This is a genomic window from Sphingopyxis sp. GW821-FHT10B01 (genome assembly GCF_059415685.1).
Genome location: NZ_JBWKNS010000002.1, coordinates 382,789 through 400,865 on the forward strand (window position 1 = coordinate 382,789; position 18,077 = coordinate 400,865).

At 64.9% G+C, this 18,077-nt stretch carries 16 protein-coding genes; 2 read left to right on the forward strand and 14 right to left on the reverse strand.

The window, feature by feature from the left end:
• Positions 1–236 precede the first annotated feature (236 nt).
• The 9 genes from mmsB to AC07NV_RS06320 form a co-directional block, all read right to left on the reverse strand.
• Positions 237–1,112 carry a 3-hydroxyisobutyrate dehydrogenase gene (gene mmsB, locus AC07NV_RS06280; RefSeq protein ID WP_495165484.1) on the reverse strand — a complete coding sequence of 292 codons (876 nt, stop codon included), beginning with the start codon at positions 1,110–1,112 and terminating at the stop codon, positions 237–239.
• 118 nt (positions 1,113–1,230) lie between these two features.
• Positions 1,231–2,013 carry an enoyl-CoA hydratase-related protein gene (locus tag AC07NV_RS06285; protein WP_495165485.1) on the reverse strand — a complete coding sequence of 261 codons (783 nt, stop codon included), beginning with the start codon at positions 2,011–2,013 and terminating at the stop codon, positions 1,231–1,233.
• Positions 2,014–2,108: 95 nt separating this feature from the next.
• Positions 2,109–3,167: an enoyl-CoA hydratase/isomerase family protein gene (locus AC07NV_RS06290; protein ID WP_495165486.1), complete on the reverse strand. Its 1,059-nt coding sequence runs from the start codon at positions 3,165–3,167 to the stop codon at positions 2,109–2,111.
• Positions 3,164–4,309 carry an acyl-CoA dehydrogenase family protein gene (locus AC07NV_RS06295; protein ID WP_495165487.1) on the reverse strand — a complete coding sequence of 382 codons (1,146 nt, stop codon included), beginning with the start codon at positions 4,307–4,309 and terminating at the stop codon, positions 3,164–3,166. The genes AC07NV_RS06290 and AC07NV_RS06295 overlap by 4 nt, the downstream gene beginning before the upstream one ends.
• Entirely contained in the window at positions 4,306–4,707 is a 402-nt protein-coding gene (locus AC07NV_RS06300; protein WP_495165488.1) for a RidA family protein, read from the reverse strand. The genes AC07NV_RS06295 and AC07NV_RS06300 overlap by 4 nt, the downstream gene beginning before the upstream one ends.
• Entirely contained in the window at positions 4,700–5,002 is a 303-nt protein-coding gene (locus tag AC07NV_RS06305) for an I78 family peptidase inhibitor (protein WP_495165489.1), read from the reverse strand. The genes AC07NV_RS06300 and AC07NV_RS06305 overlap by 8 nt, the downstream gene beginning before the upstream one ends.
• Positions 5,003–5,025: 23 nt before the next feature.
• Complete coding sequence (locus AC07NV_RS06310; RefSeq protein WP_495165490.1) at positions 5,026–5,565, reverse strand: hypothetical protein; 540 nt, start codon at positions 5,563–5,565, stop codon at positions 5,026–5,028.
• 62 nt (positions 5,566–5,627) lie between these two features.
• Positions 5,628–6,527, reverse strand: a complete 900-nt coding sequence (locus tag AC07NV_RS06315) for a polysaccharide deacetylase family protein (RefSeq protein ID WP_495165491.1) — start codon at positions 6,525–6,527, stop codon at positions 5,628–5,630.
• Positions 6,528–6,561: 34 nt separating this feature from the next.
• Positions 6,562–8,055: a CoA-acylating methylmalonate-semialdehyde dehydrogenase gene (locus AC07NV_RS06320; RefSeq protein WP_495165492.1), complete on the reverse strand. Its 1,494-nt coding sequence runs from the start codon at positions 8,053–8,055 to the stop codon at positions 6,562–6,564.
• A 98-nt stretch (positions 8,056–8,153) separates the two neighbouring features.
• Here AC07NV_RS06320 and AC07NV_RS06325 point away from each other — a divergent pair, with 98 nt between their 5' ends.
• Positions 8,154–9,041 carry a LysR family transcriptional regulator gene (locus AC07NV_RS06325; protein ID WP_495165493.1) on the forward strand — a complete coding sequence of 296 codons (888 nt, stop codon included), beginning with the start codon at positions 8,154–8,156 and terminating at the stop codon, positions 9,039–9,041.
• A 19-nt stretch (positions 9,042–9,060) separates the two neighbouring features.
• Here the strand turns inward: AC07NV_RS06325 and AC07NV_RS06330 are convergent, their stop codons facing one another.
• Complete coding sequence (locus tag AC07NV_RS06330) at positions 9,061–10,377, reverse strand: MFS transporter (RefSeq protein ID WP_495165494.1); 1,317 nt, start codon at positions 10,375–10,377, stop codon at positions 9,061–9,063.
• Positions 10,378–10,399: 22 nt separating this feature from the next.
• Positions 10,400–11,185 (reverse strand): 2-keto-4-pentenoate hydratase, encoded by a 786-nt coding sequence (locus AC07NV_RS06335; protein ID WP_495165495.1) that lies wholly within the window; start codon positions 11,183–11,185, stop codon positions 10,400–10,402.
• A gap of 179 nt (positions 11,186–11,364) precedes the next feature.
• Between AC07NV_RS06335 and AC07NV_RS06340 the strand changes: the two genes are divergently transcribed.
• Positions 11,365–12,417, forward strand: coding sequence for a LacI family DNA-binding transcriptional regulator (locus AC07NV_RS06340; protein WP_495165496.1), 1,053 nt, complete (start codon positions 11,365–11,367; stop codon positions 12,415–12,417).
• Positions 12,418–12,420: 3 nt separating this feature from the next.
• Here the strand turns inward: AC07NV_RS06340 and AC07NV_RS06345 are convergent, their stop codons facing one another.
• The 3 genes from AC07NV_RS06345 to AC07NV_RS06355 all read right to left on the reverse strand — a co-directional run bounded on the left by AC07NV_RS06345 (position 12,421) and on the right by AC07NV_RS06355 (position 18,073).
• The gene (locus AC07NV_RS06345) at positions 12,421–14,100 is read right to left on the reverse strand and encodes a hypothetical protein (protein ID WP_495165497.1); all 1,680 of its coding nucleotides are present in this window, start codon (positions 14,098–14,100) and stop codon (positions 12,421–12,423) included.
• A 65-nt stretch (positions 14,101–14,165) separates the two neighbouring features.
• The gene (locus tag AC07NV_RS06350; RefSeq protein ID WP_495165498.1) at positions 14,166–16,778 is read right to left on the reverse strand and encodes a TonB-dependent receptor; all 2,613 of its coding nucleotides are present in this window, start codon (positions 16,776–16,778) and stop codon (positions 14,166–14,168) included.
• 284 nt (positions 16,779–17,062) lie between these two features.
• Positions 17,063–18,073: a sugar kinase gene (locus tag AC07NV_RS06355; protein ID WP_495165499.1), complete on the reverse strand. Its 1,011-nt coding sequence runs from the start codon at positions 18,071–18,073 to the stop codon at positions 17,063–17,065.
• Positions 18,074–18,077: the final 4 nt, after the last annotated feature.

Here is an 18,077-nt window from a genome sequence, read left to right on the forward strand (position 1 = left end):
GTGCCCGGGTCGATGGTCGAACGGTCTCCGCCTTGTCCGGCACGGACCTCGCTTCGCAGCCGCCGACGATCAAAACCGTGCTCAGCAAAACAAGAAGCGACGTTCGAATCACGATCATTCCCTCTGGACTTGGAGGTCATGGTGCAGGGTAGGTAAAAGATCGCTCGTTGGCCACTGCGCGTCGTCGATGGTGAACGCCTGGTACGGGCGCTCCATCGATCTCGCCGGGATGACGACTATGATTGCAGCGTCTGGATAATCGCCGAGAAGTCGCGGCCGTCCTTGTCGGCCTCGACGAACGCCTCGTACAGCTCGCGGGCTTTCGTCCCCATCGGAACGTCGGCGTCGACGCTCGCCGCCGCTTCCATCGCGAGGCGCAGATCCTTGAGCATCAAAGCCGCGGCGAACCCGCCCTTGTAATCATTGTCGGCGGGGGTGGTCGGGCCGACCCCGGGCAGCGGCGCATAGCTGGTCAGCGACCAGCATTGCCCCGACGACACGCTGGCGATGTCGAAGAATTTCTGCGGATCGAGCCCGAGCTTTTGCGCGAGCGCCAGCGTCTCGCATGTCGCGACCATCGAGGCGCCGAGCAGCATGTTGTTGCAGATCTTCGCCGCCTGCCCCGCGCCCGCGTCGCCGGCGTGGATCACCGCCTTGCCCATCTTGGCGAGGATCGGTTCGGCGCGCGCGAAACCCGCGTCGGTCCCGCCGACCATGAAGGTCAGCGTCCCCGCGTTGGCGGCGGCGATACCGCCCGACACCGGCGCATCAACCGCGACAAGGCCCTTGGCGGTCGCCGCCTCGATATTCGAGCGGGCGGTCGCGACATCGATCGTCGAGCAGTCGAGCAGCAGCGTGCCCGATGCCGCATTCGGGTACACGTCGCTTTCATAGACCGACGCGACATGCTTGCCCGCGGGCAGCATCGTCACGACGGCCTCGGCGCCGGTGACGGCTTCGGCCGCCGACGCGGCGCGCGAACAGCCTGCTTCGACTGCACGCGCGAGCGCCTCTTCGCTGAGGTCGAAGGCGCGGACGTCGTGCCCGGCCTTCGCGAGGTTTGCGGCCATGCCGCCGCCCATATTGCCGAGTCCGATGAATGCGATTTTCATATTCTCTCCCCTCCCGCTTGCGGGAGGGGCCGGGGGAGGGCCTGTCCCGAATATTGATATTGGGTGAGGACGACACGCCCTCCTCTAACCCCTCCCGCAAGCGGGAGGGGGACTGGGCTCACCGCCCCTTCCACACACCTTCGCGCTTTTCGATAAAGGCGGCCATGCCTTCGGCCTTGTCTTCGGTCGCGGCGAGAATCTGGAACAGGCGGCGTTCGTAGACCAGCCCCTGATCGAGCGTCGTTTCGAACGCAGCGTTGACCATATCCTTGTTCACCATCGCGGCCATCGGCGGCATCGCCGCGATCGCGGTCGCGGTCTTGAGCGCTTCGTCGAGCAGCGTATCGTGCGCGACGACACGCGCGACGAGGCCCGAGCGCTCGGCTTCGGCGCCGTCCATCATCCGGCCGGTGAGGCACATTTCCATCGCCTTCGCCTTGCCGATCGCACGCGTCAGCCGCTGCGACCCGCCCATGCCTGGTGCAACGCCGAGCTTGATTTCGGGCTGGCCGAATTTTGCCTTGTCCGACGCGATGATGAAATCGGCCATCATCGCGAGCTCGCAGCCGCCACCGAGCGCGAAGCCATTGACCGCGGCGATCCACGGCTTGCGGACCTTCTTCACGAAATCGCTCGTCCATTTCGAGAAGAAATCTTCGAGGTAGAAATCGGACGCGGGCTTGTCGGCCATTTCCTTGATGTCGGCGCCCGCTGCAAACGCCTTGTCGCCCGAGCCGGTGAGCACCGCGCAGCGCTGGCCGGGATCGGCTTCGAACGCCGCGAAGGCCGCGATCAGATCGTCGAGTACGCCCGAGTTGAGCGCATTCAGCGCCTGCGGGCGGTTGAGCGTCACCAAGGTGACGGCGCCGCGCGTTTCGACGAGGAGGGTTTCGTAGGTCATTCGATCAATCTCCGGATTGTCGTCATGCCGGACTTGATCCGGTATCCATTCCGACGCTGCATGATGGACCCCGGATCAAGTCCGGGGTGACGAAGTTAAATGAGCGGCGTCCATTTCTCGTTGTCGGGCAGCGGCGCGAAGATCGCGTCGATCCAGTCTTCGGTGACCGCCTCGGCGGTCGGCGGATCCCATTTCGGGCTGTTATCCTTGTCGATAATCAGCGCACGCACGCCCTCGATGAAGTCGTGCATCTGAACGACGCGGCTGCCGATCGCATATTCCTGCGTCATCTGGGCAGCGAAATCGTGCATCTCGCCGCCTTCCTTGAGCTGGCGCAGCGCGACCTTGCACGTCTGCGGCGATTTACCGCGGAGCGTCGCCAGTTCCTTTGTTGCCCATTCGCCGCCGTCGGCCTCGAGTGCGGCGAGGATATCCTCATAGGTGTCGCTCGCGAACAGCCGGTTGATCCGTTCGAGATGCTGGGTGATGCCGGCGGGCGGCGCGGTGACCGACAGCTCGCCCAATATGCCGCCGATGCGGGTCGGATCGACCGCGATGCGTTCCTTGGCCTCGGCGAGTTTTTCCGACGGCAGATAATGGGTCGCGAGGCCGAGCGCGAGGCACTCCGCCCCGTCGAGCCGTGCGCCGGTGAGCGCCAGATAGGCGCCGACCCGCCCTTCGAGCCGCGGCAGGTACCAGCCGCCGCCGACGTCGGGGAACAGGCCGATTCCCGTTTCGGGCATCGCAAAGCGCGTATGCTCGGTCGCGACGCGATATTTCGCCGGCTGCGAAATGCCGACCCCGCCGCCCATGGTGATGCCGTCCATGAAGGCGGCAACGGGTTTGGCGTAGGTGAAGAGCAGATGGTTGAGGCGATATTCGGTGTGGAAGAAGGCGCGTGCCTCCTTGCCGTCCTTCGCGCCGCTTTCCGCGAGCATGCGGATATCGCCGCCCGCGCAGAAGCCCCGGCCTTCACTATGGTCGATGATGACGGCCTCGACCGCGTCGTCGCCCTGCCATTTGACCAGCGCCTCGATCATCGCCTCGCACATCGCAAGGTTGAGCGCGTGGATCGCCTTTGGGCGGTTGAGCGAAATGCGGCCGATACGGCCCTCGGTCGAAATCAGGACATCGCCTGTAGTGGTGGAGGTCATTGGCGCAGCAGGTCCCTTCCAACGATCATCCGCATCACCTGATTGGTGCCCTCGAGGATCGAATGGACACGCAGGTCGCGCCAGAAGCGTTCGATTGGATAATCCTTCAGATAGCCATAACCGCCGAACAGCTGGAGCGCGTCGTTGACGATCTTGCTGCCATTGTCGGTCGCGAGCCGCTTCGCCATCGCCGAGAAGCGCGACTTGTCGGGCGCGTTCGCGGTGACTTTCGCCGCCGCCATGTAAAGCAGCGCGCGCGCGGCCTCGAGATCGGTCGCCATGTCGGCGAGCATGAACTGGGTGTTCTGGAAATCGGCGATCGGCTGCCCGAACTGCTGGCGATCCTTGGTGTAGGCGACCGCTTCGTCGAGGCAGCGCTGCGCGCCGCCGAGCGAGCAGGCGCCGATATTGAGCCGCCCGCCATCGAGCCCCGCCATCGCGAAGCGGAAGCCGTCACCCTCGGCACCGACCAGATTCTCGACCGGGACGCGGCAATCCTCGAAGATCACCTGCGCGGTCGGCGAGGCATTCCAGCCGAGCTTTTTTTCGGGCGCGCCGAAGCTGAGGCCCGGCGTGTCCTTTTCGATGACGAGGCAGCTGATCCCCTTCGACTTTTCCTCGCTGGTGCGGACCATGCAGACATAGATGTCGTTATAACCCGCGCCCGAGATGAACTGCTTCGTGCCGTTCAGCACATAATGGTCGCCATCCCTTTTCGCTGTGGCCTTGAGCGCCGCGGCGTCGGACCCCGAACCCGGCTCGGTCAGGCAATAGCTGGCGATTTTCTCCATGCTGACGAGCTCGGGCAGGAAGCGTTTCTTGATCTCCGCCCCGCCGAAGCGGTCGATCATCCACGTTGCCATATTGTGGATCGACACATAGGCGCTGGTTGCGGGACAACCATAGGCCATCGCCTCCATGATCAGCGCCGCCTCCATCCGGCCAAGCCCGATGCCGCCCGATTCCTCGGCGACATAAATCGCGCCGAAGCCGAGCTCGCCCGCGGCCTTCCACACGTCGACGGGATAATGATGTTTCTCGTCCCATTCGGCCGCGAAGGGCGTGATGCGGTCGGCGGTGAATTTGCGCGCCATATCCTGGATGGCGAGCTGGTCGTCGGTAAGCTGGAACTGGTCGGTCATGTGTCTGCCTCGATAATGGCTTCGGCTTCGATTTCGACTTTCCACTCGGGGCGGATCAGCGCGGGCACAACCAGCATTGTCGATGCCGGACGCACATTTTTGAATGCCGATCCGTGCGCACGCCCCACAAGATCGGAATCCGCGGCGTCGGTGATGTACATGCGCGTGCGCACGACATCGGCGAAACTGCCGCCAAGCGCTGCGAGCGCCTCGCCGATGATCGCAATGCAGCGCGCCGCCTGCACCCCGGCATCGCCGGGGGTCGACGTGCCATCGGGCTCGATCGGCGCGCAGCCCGCGACGTCGATCCGGTTCCCCACCCGAACCGCCCGGCTGTAGCCATAGACGGGTTCGAAGGGGGACGCCGAGCTGTGATTGCGACGGCTGGACTCAGCCACAGGTGACCTGCGTGATCTTGTAGGCGTCGTCGTACATGATGTTCACGCGGTCGACGCGATAATCCATCGTCATCGCCGAGCGCGGCGGGCCCCAGCGCAGCGTGCGTGCGCCCGATGCCTTGAGGATCGCGCCGCCGAGGTCGGGGGTGGCGGTCTGGCCGACATAGGATTGCGCTGCATCGGCCTTGCACGTCATTTCGGCAGGCGGCGGGGGAGCGGATTCGACGGGCGGCCGTTCCTGCGTACAGGCAGCGAGCGGCAGGGCGGCGGCAATTGCAAGCAAGCGAATGTCCATCGTGAGTCTCCCTTTAAAAAGCGTCATTCGACGCAGCGCGTATAGCGCATCGAACCCGCAGCGGCACCCTCGCCCGAATCGCGGCGGACGAGCGTCTTGCCGCCGTCGGCGAGGTCGAGCTGCATCCGGCGATCCCATTCCACGCCTTCACCGCTGAACTTATAGTCGGCGACGAGATGCTTCGCATCGCCCTGCCGCACCCGCGTGAGTTCGCCGTGCGATTCATAGAAGCGCAGGTTGGTTGCATCGATCGTCAGCGCGGTCAGGTCGGTGCCTTTCTTCGCGGTGCAGTCGGCCGCCTTGAGCGCCCAGCGACCGCGCATCGCGGCAGGGATCGCCTTGCCGCCGCCGCCGTTTCCGGCTTCGACCTTCGCCGGCGCTTCCCCGGCCGCATCGGGTTCATCGACGTCGACGGCCGTTTCCGGCGCTGCGGCGGGCGCGGGTCGCGCGGCCTTTTGCAGCGGGCCGATCGAGGCGGTGGCTTCGGGGCCGGACTCCTCATCCTTGCCGCCGCTGCACGCGGCGAGCAGCAGCAAGGTCGCGGGAAGCATCAGGCGGGTCATTTCTCGTCTCCTTCGAGAAGGGAAATGCCCGGCGCGGTGCGCTGGTTTCATCGCGGCGCACGTCATTCGCCCAGCACCTTCGCGCGGAATACCGCGGTCGCAAGGTCGGTCTGGTTGTAACGATACCAGCGCGGCGCGGGCACCCCCGCCGCCCAGGCCAGCGCCTCGGTCAGCGTCCCGTTCGCCGACGGCGTGTCGGGCATCGCCTCGCCGACCGGATCGGCATAGGCCCGATCGGCGCTGACGACGGTCCAGCCAGCCTTGCGCAGCGCGCGGACGAGATCGCCGATATAGAGTGCCGCCAGATCGGTTTCGTGGAGCAGCATCACCTGCACCGGCTGACGGCCGGTGACACGCTGCATCATCGCGTCGGCGAAATCCGCCGCCTCGACATGCCAGGTCACATAGAGATTTCCGAGCGCCTTGCGGTCGATTTTCTTCTTCGCCTGCACCGCTTCGTGCGTCAGCGTTTCGAGGTGCCAGTCCGACGATTCGGCGGTGACATAGCCGTTGCGGAGGCCGCGCGCGGCGAGGCCGGTGCGCAGCGCATCGCGCTTAGCCTTGTCCTTTCCACCCTCGTCGAGAAACGGAAAGCGGAACCACGGACGATAGCCGGGACGGCCCTTGAGCCAGACCTCGGCGGCGTCGATATCGGCGAGATACGCCTCGGCGGTCATCGCGCTCAGATGCGGATGCGTATTGCTGTGGTTCGCGATGACATGGCCGGCGGCGACATAGGCGGCGATGCGGTCCGCGCCGCCGACGCCGTCGTCATGTCCGATCGCGGCGGGATTGACGAAGAAGACCGCCTGCGGGGCTTTCGCCTTTTTCAGCCCGGCGATGATACGCTTTGTGCGTTCATCGGGCGTGAAGAACGCCCCGCGCCCGCGCGGCGCGTCGTCGAACGACAGCGCGATCATCTTCTGCGCTGCCGCCGGGACCGGCAGCAGCAGCAGGAGCATCAGGGGCAGGAGCAGCCGCCGCAGCAACGCGGCGTCAGCCCATCGTCGGGATGACGAACGCGTTGCCGCCGTCGGGCGAACCGTCGGGCCAGCGCTGGGTGATCGTCTTGACCTTGGTCCAGAATTTCACGCCTTCCATGCCGTGCTGGTTGGTGTCGCCGAACGCCGACCGCTTCCAGCCGCCAAAGCTGTGATAGGCGACGGGTACCGGGATCGGGACGTTGATGCCGACCATGCCGACATTGACGCGCGCGGCGAACTCGCGCGCGGCGTGGCCGTTGCGCGTGAAGATCGCAACGCCATTGCCGTACTGATGCTTCGACGGCAGTTCGAGCGCTTCCTCGAAATTGGCGGCACGGACGATCTGCAGCACGGGGCCGAAGATTTCTTCCTTGTACGATTCCATGTCGGTGGTGACATGGTCGAACAGCGTCGGGCCGATGAAGAAGCCCTTTTCATGCCCCTGAAGCGAGAAGCCGCGACCGTCGACGACCAGCTCGGCGCCTTCGTCGGCGCATTTCTGGATCCAGCCTTCGACCTTTTCCTTGTGCGCCTGCGTCACCACGGGGCCGTAATGCGCCTCGGCATCGGTCGACACGCCGACGCGCAGCGCCGCGATCGCGGGGATCAGTTTTTCGCGCAGGCGGTTGGCGGTGTCCTCGCCGACCGGGACAACCACCGGCAGCGCCATGCAGCGCTCGCCCGCCGAGCCGAATGCCGCGCCGGTCAGGTCGTTGACGACCTGGTCGAGATCGGCGTCGGGCATCACGATGCCGTGATTCTTCGCGCCGCCCATCGCCTGCACGCGCTTGCCGTTCGCGACACCGCGGTTGTAGACATAATGCGCGATGTCCGACGAGCCGACAAAGCTGACCGCACCGATATCGGGATGGTCGAGGATCGCGTCGACCATCTCCTTGTCGCCGTGGACGACCTGACAAATGCCTTCGGGAAGCCCGGCTTCGAGGAAGAGTTCGGCGAGGCGGACGGGGACCGACGGGTCGCGCTCGCTCGGCTTGATGATGAAGGCGTTGCCCGTCGCGATCGCGACGCCCGACATCCACAGCGGGATCATCGCGGGGAAGTTAAACGGGGTGATGCCCGCGCCGATGCCGATCGGCTGGCGCATCGAATAGACGTCGATGCCGGGGCCCGCGCCCTGCGTATATTCGCCCTTCAGCACATGCGGGATGCCGCAGCAGAATTCGATGACTTCCAAACCACGTTGAATGTCGCCCTTCGAATCGGCGATCACCTTGCCATGTTCGCTCGACAGCATGTGCGCGAGCGCGTCCATGTTCGCTTCGACGAGACGCTTGAATTCGAACATCACGCGCGCCCGGCGCTGCGGGTTGGTCGCGGCCCAGGCGGGCTGCGCCTTCTTCGCCGCGGCAACCGCACGCTCGAGCAGCGCCGCGTCGCCGAGTGCGACCTGCGCCTGAATGCCGCCGCTGTTGGGGTCGAAAACGTCGCCCTGGCGGGCGCTGCCGCCGGCACCGCCGACGATGTGATGGTCAATCTGTCGCATGGGTCGAGTCTCCCGTTTCTGGTTGCCGCTGCCTCAGACCAATCCGATCCCGATTGCAAGGGATAGACTTGCAGCAACATCCTGCATATTTGCAGCCTATGGACTGGGACAGACTGCAATATTTCCTGTTCGTCGCGCGTCACGGCACCCTCGCGCGCGCAAGCGCCGCGCTACAGGTCGATGCGACGACGGTCAGCCGCCGGGTGAGCGCGCTCGAAGCCGCGCTCGGCCAGACGTTGTTCGAACGCGCGCCATCGGGTTTCGTTCTGACCGCGGCGGGCCGGGCGCTCGTTCCGCACGCCGAAGCGATGGCGGCGGCCGCGGCGCGCATCCATATGGCTCCGGGCGGCGGATCGGCGCTATCGGGGCAATTGCGCGTCAGCGTGTCCGAAGGCTTCGGCAACAGCTTCATCGCGCCGCGGCTCGCGGGCTTCGTGGCCGCGCATCCCGAATTGGAGATCGACCTGGTCGCCTCGTCGGGTTTCCTGAACCCGTCGCGGCGCGAGGCCGATATGGCGGTGCTGCTCGCGCGGCCGCGAAAGGGCCCGCTGATCACGCGCAAGCTGTCGGACTACAGCCTCGGCCTCTATGCGCCCGCCGACCGGCCCGACTGGCAAGAGGCCGTCGCCGCGGCACCCCTGTCGCGCGCGGGCATCCCGGTGATCGGCTATATGCCCGACATTCTCTACGCCCCCGAACTCGACTATCTGGGCGAGATCGAGCCGGGGCTGCGCGCGACCGTGCGCTCGTCGTCGATTCTCGCGCAACGGCGGATGATCGCAGGCGGCGCCGGGGTCGGTGTCCTCCCCTGCTTCCTCGCCGCGGGCGATCCGGGGCTGGTCCGCGTGCGCCCCGATCAGGTGGTCGCACGCGCCTTCTGGCTCGCGCTCCACCGCGACGTCGCGCCGCAGCCGCGCATCCGCGCCTTCATCGAATGGCTCGACGCCGAAGTGCACAAGAGCCGCGGGTTGCTGGTGCCGGCCTAGATTTATTCTGGCGAATCGATCATGCGGCCGCCGCCCCGCTTTCGACCCTCACCGGCGCCAGCCGCGGGCTCAGCAGATGCACCGCCGCCACTGCGAGGAAATAGACGGTCGTGCAGACGGCAAAGATGAGCGTGTAATTGCCGCCCGTCGCGTCGAGCACGAGCCCGGTCGACTTCGCCATGATCATGCCGCCGATGCCGCCCATGAAGCCGCCGAGACCGATCACCGACCCGACCGCGCGTTTCGGGAACATGTCGGGCGGGATCGACAGGATCGTCGACGAGAAAGCCTGATGTCCCGCGAGTGCGATGCCGATCAGCACGACCGCGAGCCACATATTCCCGACCCCCGTCACGAGCAGCAAGGGCAGGACGCAACAGCCCGCGCCGAGCATCGTGACCTTGCGCGCAAAATTGACGCTATGCCCCGACTGGATCAGTTTCGAAGACACCCAGCCGCCGAAAATGCTGCCGGCGTCGGACAGCAGATACATGATGATCATCGGCAGCAGCACGACCTTGAGGTCGACGTCATAGGTGCTGCTGAAATATTTCGGCAGCCAGAACAGCATCAGGAACCACACCGGATCGGTGAGAAATTTGGCAATTGCAAAGGCCCATGCCTCGCGTTTGGTGACGATCTTGCTCCAGCCGATGCGTTCGACCTTTTCGGGGGGATCATGCTCGATCCACGCGAGCTCGGCCTCGCTGACCCTCCCGCTTTCGCGCGGGTTGCTATAGAGCCGGAGCCAGAGCAGCAGCAGGACGACGCCGAAGATGCCGGTGGTAATGAAGGTTGTCCGCCAATCGAAGCCGAGCAGCGTCATGAACAGCCACAATGTCGGCGCGGTCAGGATGACGCCGATCGTCGTCGCGCTGTTGACCCAGCCGATCGCATAGGCGCGTTCCTTTTGCGGAAACCATTCGCTCGAGGCGCGGACAACCGACGGAAAATGTCCCGCTTCGCCGACGCCCAGAATGACACGCGCCAGCATGAAAGAGACGACCGAGGACGCAAAACCGTGCGCAACATGCCCGATCGTCCAGATCGAGATGGCGATCGCATAACCGACCTTGGGGCCGAAACGGTCGATCAGCCAGCCCATGAGCAGGAAGCCCAGGGCATAGGCCGCCTGAAATGCGGTGACGATGTTGCCATAGTCATTCTCGCTCCAGCCCAGCTCGTTGCCGAGCGTTGGTGCGAGCAGGCCAAGCATCGTGCGGTCGATGTAATTGACGGTGGTCGCCGCAAACAGCACGGCAACAATCAGCCAGCGGTAGCGACCCGCGCGCGGCACCGGCGGCGCCGGGCCTCCGTCCGCAATTGCCTGTGCCATATCTCTCTCCCGTTGTGGCTTGTTAGCCTGTGATCGAGCAGCGCACGCGGAATTTTCCGTCGAACACCGCTTCGGCGCGTTGGCCGGGTCGTATTTCATGAATTCCGGTGATCGCGCCGGCCGACACCCAAGTGCCCGGTGCGATCGCGATGCCGCGCGCCCGCAGCGTGCGGATCAGAAACAGCGCCGATCCAAAAGGACCGTCGAGCATCGTCTCCATCGTGGCAGCGCCGACGGCCTCGCCATCGATCGTCATCTCGACGGGCATCGCGATCAGGTCGGCATCGCGCCAATCGGGGATCGACGGACCGAGGATCAGCCCCTTGTTATTGCCATAGTCCGACGCCGTGACCGCGGGGCCGTGCCGGTTGATTTCGGTAAAGGGCGAGCTCGCGATTTCGATCCCGGTGCGCACGTCGGCGATACAGTCGCGAACCGATGCGAGGTCATAATCGCGCGGGCCGACCTCGCCAAAGCACAGCAGCACCTCGGCCTCGGCCGCGGCAAAGCCGGCGGCATAGACGGGCATCGCGGGCACCTGTCCGGCACTGCCGTCGACGATCTCGTCGCTAAAGATCGGGCCGGTCAGGCGGTTGCCGCCATAGCGGGAAACCAGATCGGGGGCGATTCGTCCGACCTTCCATCCGCCGACGCGGCGTCCGTCGAGCGCGATTGCGGCGTCCTGAATCGCGTAGCCCTCGGCCATCGTCTGCGGAATCGCACCCGGATAGACGGTAAGCGGTGTCTTTTTTGCCCGTGCCGCAAGAAAGGCCTGGGCCACGATAACCGGGTCGCTGGTCGATGCCATATTTTGTGGTTTCCCTCTTCCGCGAATGTCTCTAAAAGACACCGGTGTCAAAAGCAAGCAAATTGCCGTCGATGCGGTTGATTTTGCTGGCTCGAACGCCCATCAGGACTGTGGCAGGGCAGATACGACAAGGGACAACGCGCCCGATCGGCATGGCTTGCAGGGGAAAGCAGAAGTTTATGGCGGCTCAAACGACCGGACCGGGGTCCAGGCAACCGACGATCAACGATGTGGCAGCACTCGCCGGGGTTTCGAAAAAAACGGTCAGCCGGGTCATCAACCGCTCGGAATTCATCAGCGAAAAAACGCGGACGGCGGTGCGGGAAGCGATCGAAAAGCTGGGTTTCGTGCCCAATCCGCAGGCGCGCGCGCTCGCCTTTCGCCGCAATTTCCTGATCGCGCTGCTCCACGACAATCCCAATGCCCAGACGGTGCTGAACTTTCAGCAGGGCGTGCTCGACGCGATCAAGGACAGCGACCTCGCTTTGCTTGTCCGCCCCGTAGACCGCACGTCGGACAAGATGCTCGACGATGTCCGCACCTTCCTTGAAAAACAGCGCCCGATCGGCGCGATGCTGTTGCCGCCGATTTCCGAAAATGACGATCTGGCCTCGCTCTGCGACAGCCTTGGGGTACGCTATGTCCGCGTCGGGTCGGCGCCGCTCGACGATCCGCAACATTGCGTGTCGTCGAACGACCGCGAGGTCGTGGCCGAGGCCGTCGGCAAGCTGATCGCGCTGGGTCATCGCAGGATCGCTTTCATCCGCGGCCCTGTCGGCTTCCGCTCGGCCGCCGAACGCGAGAAGGGATTTCTCGAGGCGCTGGAGGGCGCCGGGCTGACGCTTGCGAGCGAACTCAACGAACCCGGCAATTATCGCTTCACCGCCGGGATCGAGGCGGGCGAGCGGCTGCTGTCGCGGACCGAACCGCCCACCGCCATCTTCTGTTCGAACGACGAAATGGCCGCCGGGGTGATCAGCGTCGCCCATGCCAAGGGCATCGCGGTTCCGGACCGGCTTTCGATCATCGGTTTCGACGATTCGCCGACCGCGACGCATATCTGGCCGGCGCTCAGTACGGTGCGCTGGCCGATCCGCGAGATGGGGGTGCGCGCGGCGCACACGCTGGTTCCCGACTTCCTGACCGGAACGATCAAGGCCGCCGATCCCGACAGCGCCAGCCTTGCGTCGACCTTTATCGAACGCCAGTCGGTCGCCGCGCCGCCGCAATAGCGATCAGCGGCGCCGGCGCGCGAGCTGATATTCGTAGAGCGAGGGCGCCGCGGTCACCGCCTCACCCGTCCCCTCGATATAGGGCGCGGGGTTGTAGCGGACCGCGATCTTGCGGTTGGCGTGGAGCCCGACGATCCGCTCGCCCGGACCTTCGAGCCCGCTTGTGATCGTAACCGTCGCGTCCGCCGGCACGCTGTCGGGCATCACCAGCCTGGCATTCCACAACGTGTTGTAGAGCCCGTGCCCCGGCTTCCAGTAAGGCGCGCCGCCGCCCACCCACAGCTGATATTGCCACGCGCCCTTCACCTGTTTGGGGTCGATATGCATCACGATCTGGTCGAACAGATTCTGGTGATTCGAGCCGCTGTGCTGATCGATGATCGCATCCTTGTCGACCACCGAACGCAGGAAGACCGACCGTGTCGAGCGCGTGTTGATGCTCACCGGATGGACGACGGGGTTTTCGACTTTCAGGTCCTTGACCAGCACATTATGCACCGCGCCGACATGCACCGAATAATGCGCGCGGCGGTCGCCGGTCGTGGTGACGTCGGCGATCGTCAGGCTCGCGGCATTGTCGGTGAGGATGCCGCTGTCCGAACGGTCGATCGTGAGTTTCCTGACCCAGCCGTCGAACACGCCGGTCATATAGATGCCGTTGTAACCCTGTTCGAGATGATGGCCGAACGCCGGCGCTTCGGGAAACTGCAGCCGCAGATTCTGGATGCCCACGTTCGACAGATGCTTCCAGTCGGCGAGCACCGCGGGCTGGTCGGCGCGGACATCGTGAAGCAGCGGATCGCCAAGCGTCACGCTCTTGCCGCGGATCGCCGCGACGCGCGTCGCCTGCACGACGACCGGGCGGTTCGGCGAAGTCCAGTGGTGCGAGCCGATCGGCAGGTCGGTGTCGCCATAGAGCGACTTCAATATCTGGCTCTTCGGCCCGTCGACCGAAAACCATTGCACCTGCACCACGTCGCCGACGTGCAGCTTCGCCGCATTGTCGACGGTCAGCGTGCGCTCGAACTGCTTGCCCGACACCCCGCTCGCCAGCACCGGGTCGCGCACATCCTTGCGGCCGTCATAGGAGACGGGCCGGTTCTTTTCGGGTCCGACGAGGATCATCCCGCCGGCCCAACTATATTCAGTGAACAGATAATCGATATTATGCTCGGGCTCGACCTGCTGCTTCTTCTCGCGCACCAGATATTCGCGCAGCTCGTCATAGTCGTGGCTGTTGTCGATGAGCTTCAGCGGACGCGGGAACCACAGCTCGCTGCCGCCGGGACCGTTGCCCGCACCGTCGAGAATGATGTCGCTGCGCGTGATCCGCAGCACTTCGGTGATTTGCGTGCGCCCCTTGGGGAAGCGCAGCGTGACCCGGCCCTTCACCGCATTGGCGGCGGCGAGCGCGCGCAGCACCGCCTTGCTATCGTCGAGCCCGTCGTCGGGGATCGCGCCATGGTCGGTCACATCGATGACCGTCCCCGCATCGGCCGGAAGCGGCGCAAGGCCGAAACCATAGCCCGCATAGCTGAAATCGGGCAGCGGGTTGGCGCTCGCCACTGCGCGGTCGGCGAGAATCGCGGGCAGTTTTGCCGGCTGCGCGAGCGCCGGGCAAACCAGCGCCGCGCCCAGCGCCCATCCGGAAACAAGGCCCATGCACCGGCTCGTCATCGTCATCCCATTCCACTTCCTGCGACCCCGGATCATGGCGGCGCCGCGAGCGACGCCGCCATGCCAGTGGATCAGAATTTCGCGCGCGCGCCGACCGAGAAACGCCGTTCGGACAAGGCATAGCTGTTGAGCGCGGTCGTGTTGAAATTGCTATACTCGCTCGTCGCCGATTTCTTGGGCATCAGATTCTGCGCCTGCAGCGACAATGCGATATTCTTGGTGATGTCGACCCCGATCTGCGCATCGAGCTGCGAGCGCGCGCCGACGAAGCTCGGACGCCCTTCGGAAAATTCGAACACCGCCTCGTCGCGATAATTATAGGCAAGCCGCGCCGAGAAGGGGCCTTTTTCATAGAGGCCGACGAGGTTGTAGCTGTTCTTCGACACCGCGACCAACGGGAAGCCGGCATTATCCTCTGAATCCGAATAGGTGTAGTTGGCGATCACACCGAAGCCGTCGAACGGCGAAGGCAGGAAATCGGCGAACTGCTGGATCCCGATTTCGAAGCCCTTGATCTTCGCGCTCGCCAGATTTTCGGGGCGTGAGAAGGTCAGTTCGCGGCCTTGCGGGTCGAGATTGGTGTCGACCCCCGTGGTCACGAAGCTGGCGATGAAATCCTTCACATCCTTGTAGAAGACGGCGCCCGAGATCAGCGACGTCTTGCCCATATAATATTCGAAGCTGATGTCGGCCTGCGTCGAGACCGGCGGCTTCAGATTCACATTGCCGCCGGTGACCGACAGGTTCGTCGCGTTGAAAAAGGTCGACGGCGCAAGGTCGGCGATCGACGCGCGCTGCATCGTCTGCGACCCCGAAACGCGGATCAGGAAATCGTCGGTGACGTTGAAGGCGATGTTCGCGCTGGGCAGCACATTGGTGTAGCGGTTCTTGTCGGTGACCAGCCGGCTGACGGTGCCGACGTTGACATAGCTATCGACCGACAGCCGTGTCGACGCGATGCGGACCCCGGCGTTGGCCTTGTACGGAATGCCGGCGATCTCGCCCTCGCCCGAAACCATCAGATAGCCGGCGAGGGTCTTTTCGCTGAAGTCATAGTCGCGCTGCAGATTGGGCAGCAAGGTCGAGCGGCCGTTCGCATTCGGGTTGGGTTCGGCGGCCTGCGCGCGCGTGAAGACATAGTCGAACGTCGGCGCGGTGCTGAGGAAGCTGCGCGGGAAGGTGCCCGGAATATCGGAGAGGAAATCCCCTGTGTTCACCAGCTTGAGATAGGGTTCGAGCTCGGCGCGCGTCGGCGTGACCTGGCTGCGGAACGCGTTCGACCGCGCGTGCAGGTCGGTGTAGCGCACCCCCGCCGCGATGGTGACGCCCCCGCCGGTCTCATAGCTGACGTCGAGCTTCCCCGTATATTCGTCGAGCAGACCGATCAGCCGGTTGCTGCGCACCCCGTTCGTTGCGGGGTTGTACGAGGCGTAGCTGGTCGGATTGAACGGCCCGCTCAGCGTCAGCGACGGAATGGTGGTGTCGCGGAAATCGAACGCACCCGGGACCAGCGCGGTGCCCTGCAAGGTGATGATCTGGATCGTCTGATCGATCGTGCCCTTGCTGTAATAGCCGTCGGCCTCGATCGTCAGCCCGCCGCTCTGATATTTGCCGTTGAGCCCATAGAGGAAGCTTTCGGTCGGCTCGTTGCGGATCTGCCCCGCGGTGGTGACGGTGCCATTGGCGTTGCCCGCGACGACCATGCCGTCCTCGACGACGCGGTTGGTGACCGGGTTGCTCCCCGTCGGCAGGCGGAACGCGAAGAAGTCCTGACGGCGCCCGGTCTTGAGTTTCGAATAAAGCGCGTCGGCAGTCAGGGTGAATTCGGGGGTCACCTCGAACTGGATCGCGCCGTTGAGGCCGAGGCGCGAACGGTCGACCGTGAACTGTTCATATTGCAGCAGCACCGGGGTCGGAACCACACCGCCGCCGGTGCCGGTATAGGTGCGGTTGAGGAAATTGTTGCGCTCGAACGTCTGCGTCATCGACGTGCGCTTCTGATATTCGCCCGCGATCATGACGCCGATGCGCCCGTCGGCAAATTTGGTCGTCGCAAAGCCGGTGATCGCGGGTTCGAACTTGTCCGAATTTTCCGAATAGACGCCTTGTGCGCGAACCGAGATCGTCGGCTCCTTGAAGCTCAGCGGCTTGGGCGTGACAAGGTTGACCGTGCCGCCGAGGCCGCCTTCGGCCTGGCTGGCGAGCGGCGACTTGCGCACTTCGAGGCGGCCGAACAGGCTGGAGGGGACCGAGTCGAGGCCCGACGAGCGGCCGAGCTGGTCGTTTTCAGGCGGTGACAGACGCGCCGACCAGCCAAGCAGGGTGCGGCCGTCGACTTCGACACGAACCTGTTGCAGGCCGCGCACCGAAACCGACTGGCCTTCGCCGAACACGCGGGTGATCTGGACCCCGGTGACGCGCTGCAGCGCTTCGGCGACATTGGCGTCGGGAAGCTTGCCGACATCCTCGGCCGTGATGACGTCCATCACCTGCGACGCTTCGCGCTTGATGTCGGCGGCGCGTTCGAGCGACGCGCGAATGCCGGTCACGACGATCGCGTCGTCGCCGGGCGATGCGGCGGCGGCATCCTGCGCATAGGCCGGCGCCATCGCCAGTGCCGCGAGCGATGCCCCGCCCGCGAGCCTTGCCAATGCGAATGCGCCCCGCGCTGCTTGAAGTGCCATGCTGATCCTCCCTCTTGTCGCTGCCTTCTCGCCCTACCGAGAAATGACACCGGTTACTTCCAGAGGCAATGGGATCGAATCGCCCCATGCCGCAATTTTTCCGGGAGTTCGCGAGGTGGCCGCCGCTTCACGGCCGGCCGGGGCGCCCTCTCCCTCAGATTATCTTTTCATTGTCCGGTTTAGGTAACCGGTGTCATATTCATTCAACATTGCCCCGCCGATGTCAAGCGCCGATTGTCCGACAACTTGGGACGCTTTCCCGGCACGGGAAAACGCCTCGCCAATCAACGCCGAACGTCGAGCCCGCCCGACTGGAAGGCTGCGATGTCGGCGGTGCCGAAGCGGCTGGCGTCGCCGGGCAGCGAATGTTTCAGCGCCGTGAGCGCGAGGCCGGTTTCGGCCATCGCCCGCGCATCGCCGCGCGACAGATGCGCGTGCAGCACCCCGGCGGCAAAGGCATCGCCCGCGCCGATACGGTCGACGATACCCGTCACATCGATTTCCGCGGTCTGGTGCGCGCAGTCGCGCAGGTCGACCCGCGCCGCGATCCGGTGATGGTCGGCGGTAACGGGCTGGCGCGCGGTCGAGGCAATCAATTTGAGGTCGGGGAAAGCGGCAAAGCCTGCATCGGCCGCCTCGCGCCGTCGATCCTCGCCTTCGCCCGAAAAATCGCGGCCAAGGACGAGCGACAGATCGCGGTGGTTGCCGAAAAGGATATTGGCCGAGGCGATGAGGTCGGAGAGAATCTGGCGCGGATCGCTGTCCCACGCCTCCCACAGCATCGCGCGATAATTGCCGTCGAAGCTCACCGGCACGCCAAGCCGCTTCGCCGCCTGCGCCGCAGTCATCACCGCTTCCGCCGAGCGCGCCCCGAGCGCGGGGGTGATGCCCGACAGGTGGAGCAGGCCCGCCCCGTCGAGCAGCGCATCCCAGTCATAATCGCCGGCGCCGCTCGCCGCGAAACTCGATCCCGCGCGGTCATAGACGATTTCGGACGAGCGCAGCCCGGCACCGACGCTGAGGAAATAGAGCCCCATGCGCCCCGGATGATGGGTGACGGCCGCACAATCGACGCCGGCGCCGCGCACCGCCGCCACCGCGCCGCGGCCCAGCGCATTCGAGGGGATTTTGCTGACCATCGCGCAATCATGGCCAAGACTTGCAAGGCCGATCGCAACATTCGCTTCGGCCCCACCGACATGGACACCAAGCGATGGTGACTGCATCAGCAGCTCGTTGCCCGGCGCGGTCAGGCGGATCAGCAGTTCCCCGAAAAAGACAAGACGGCCGGTCATCAGC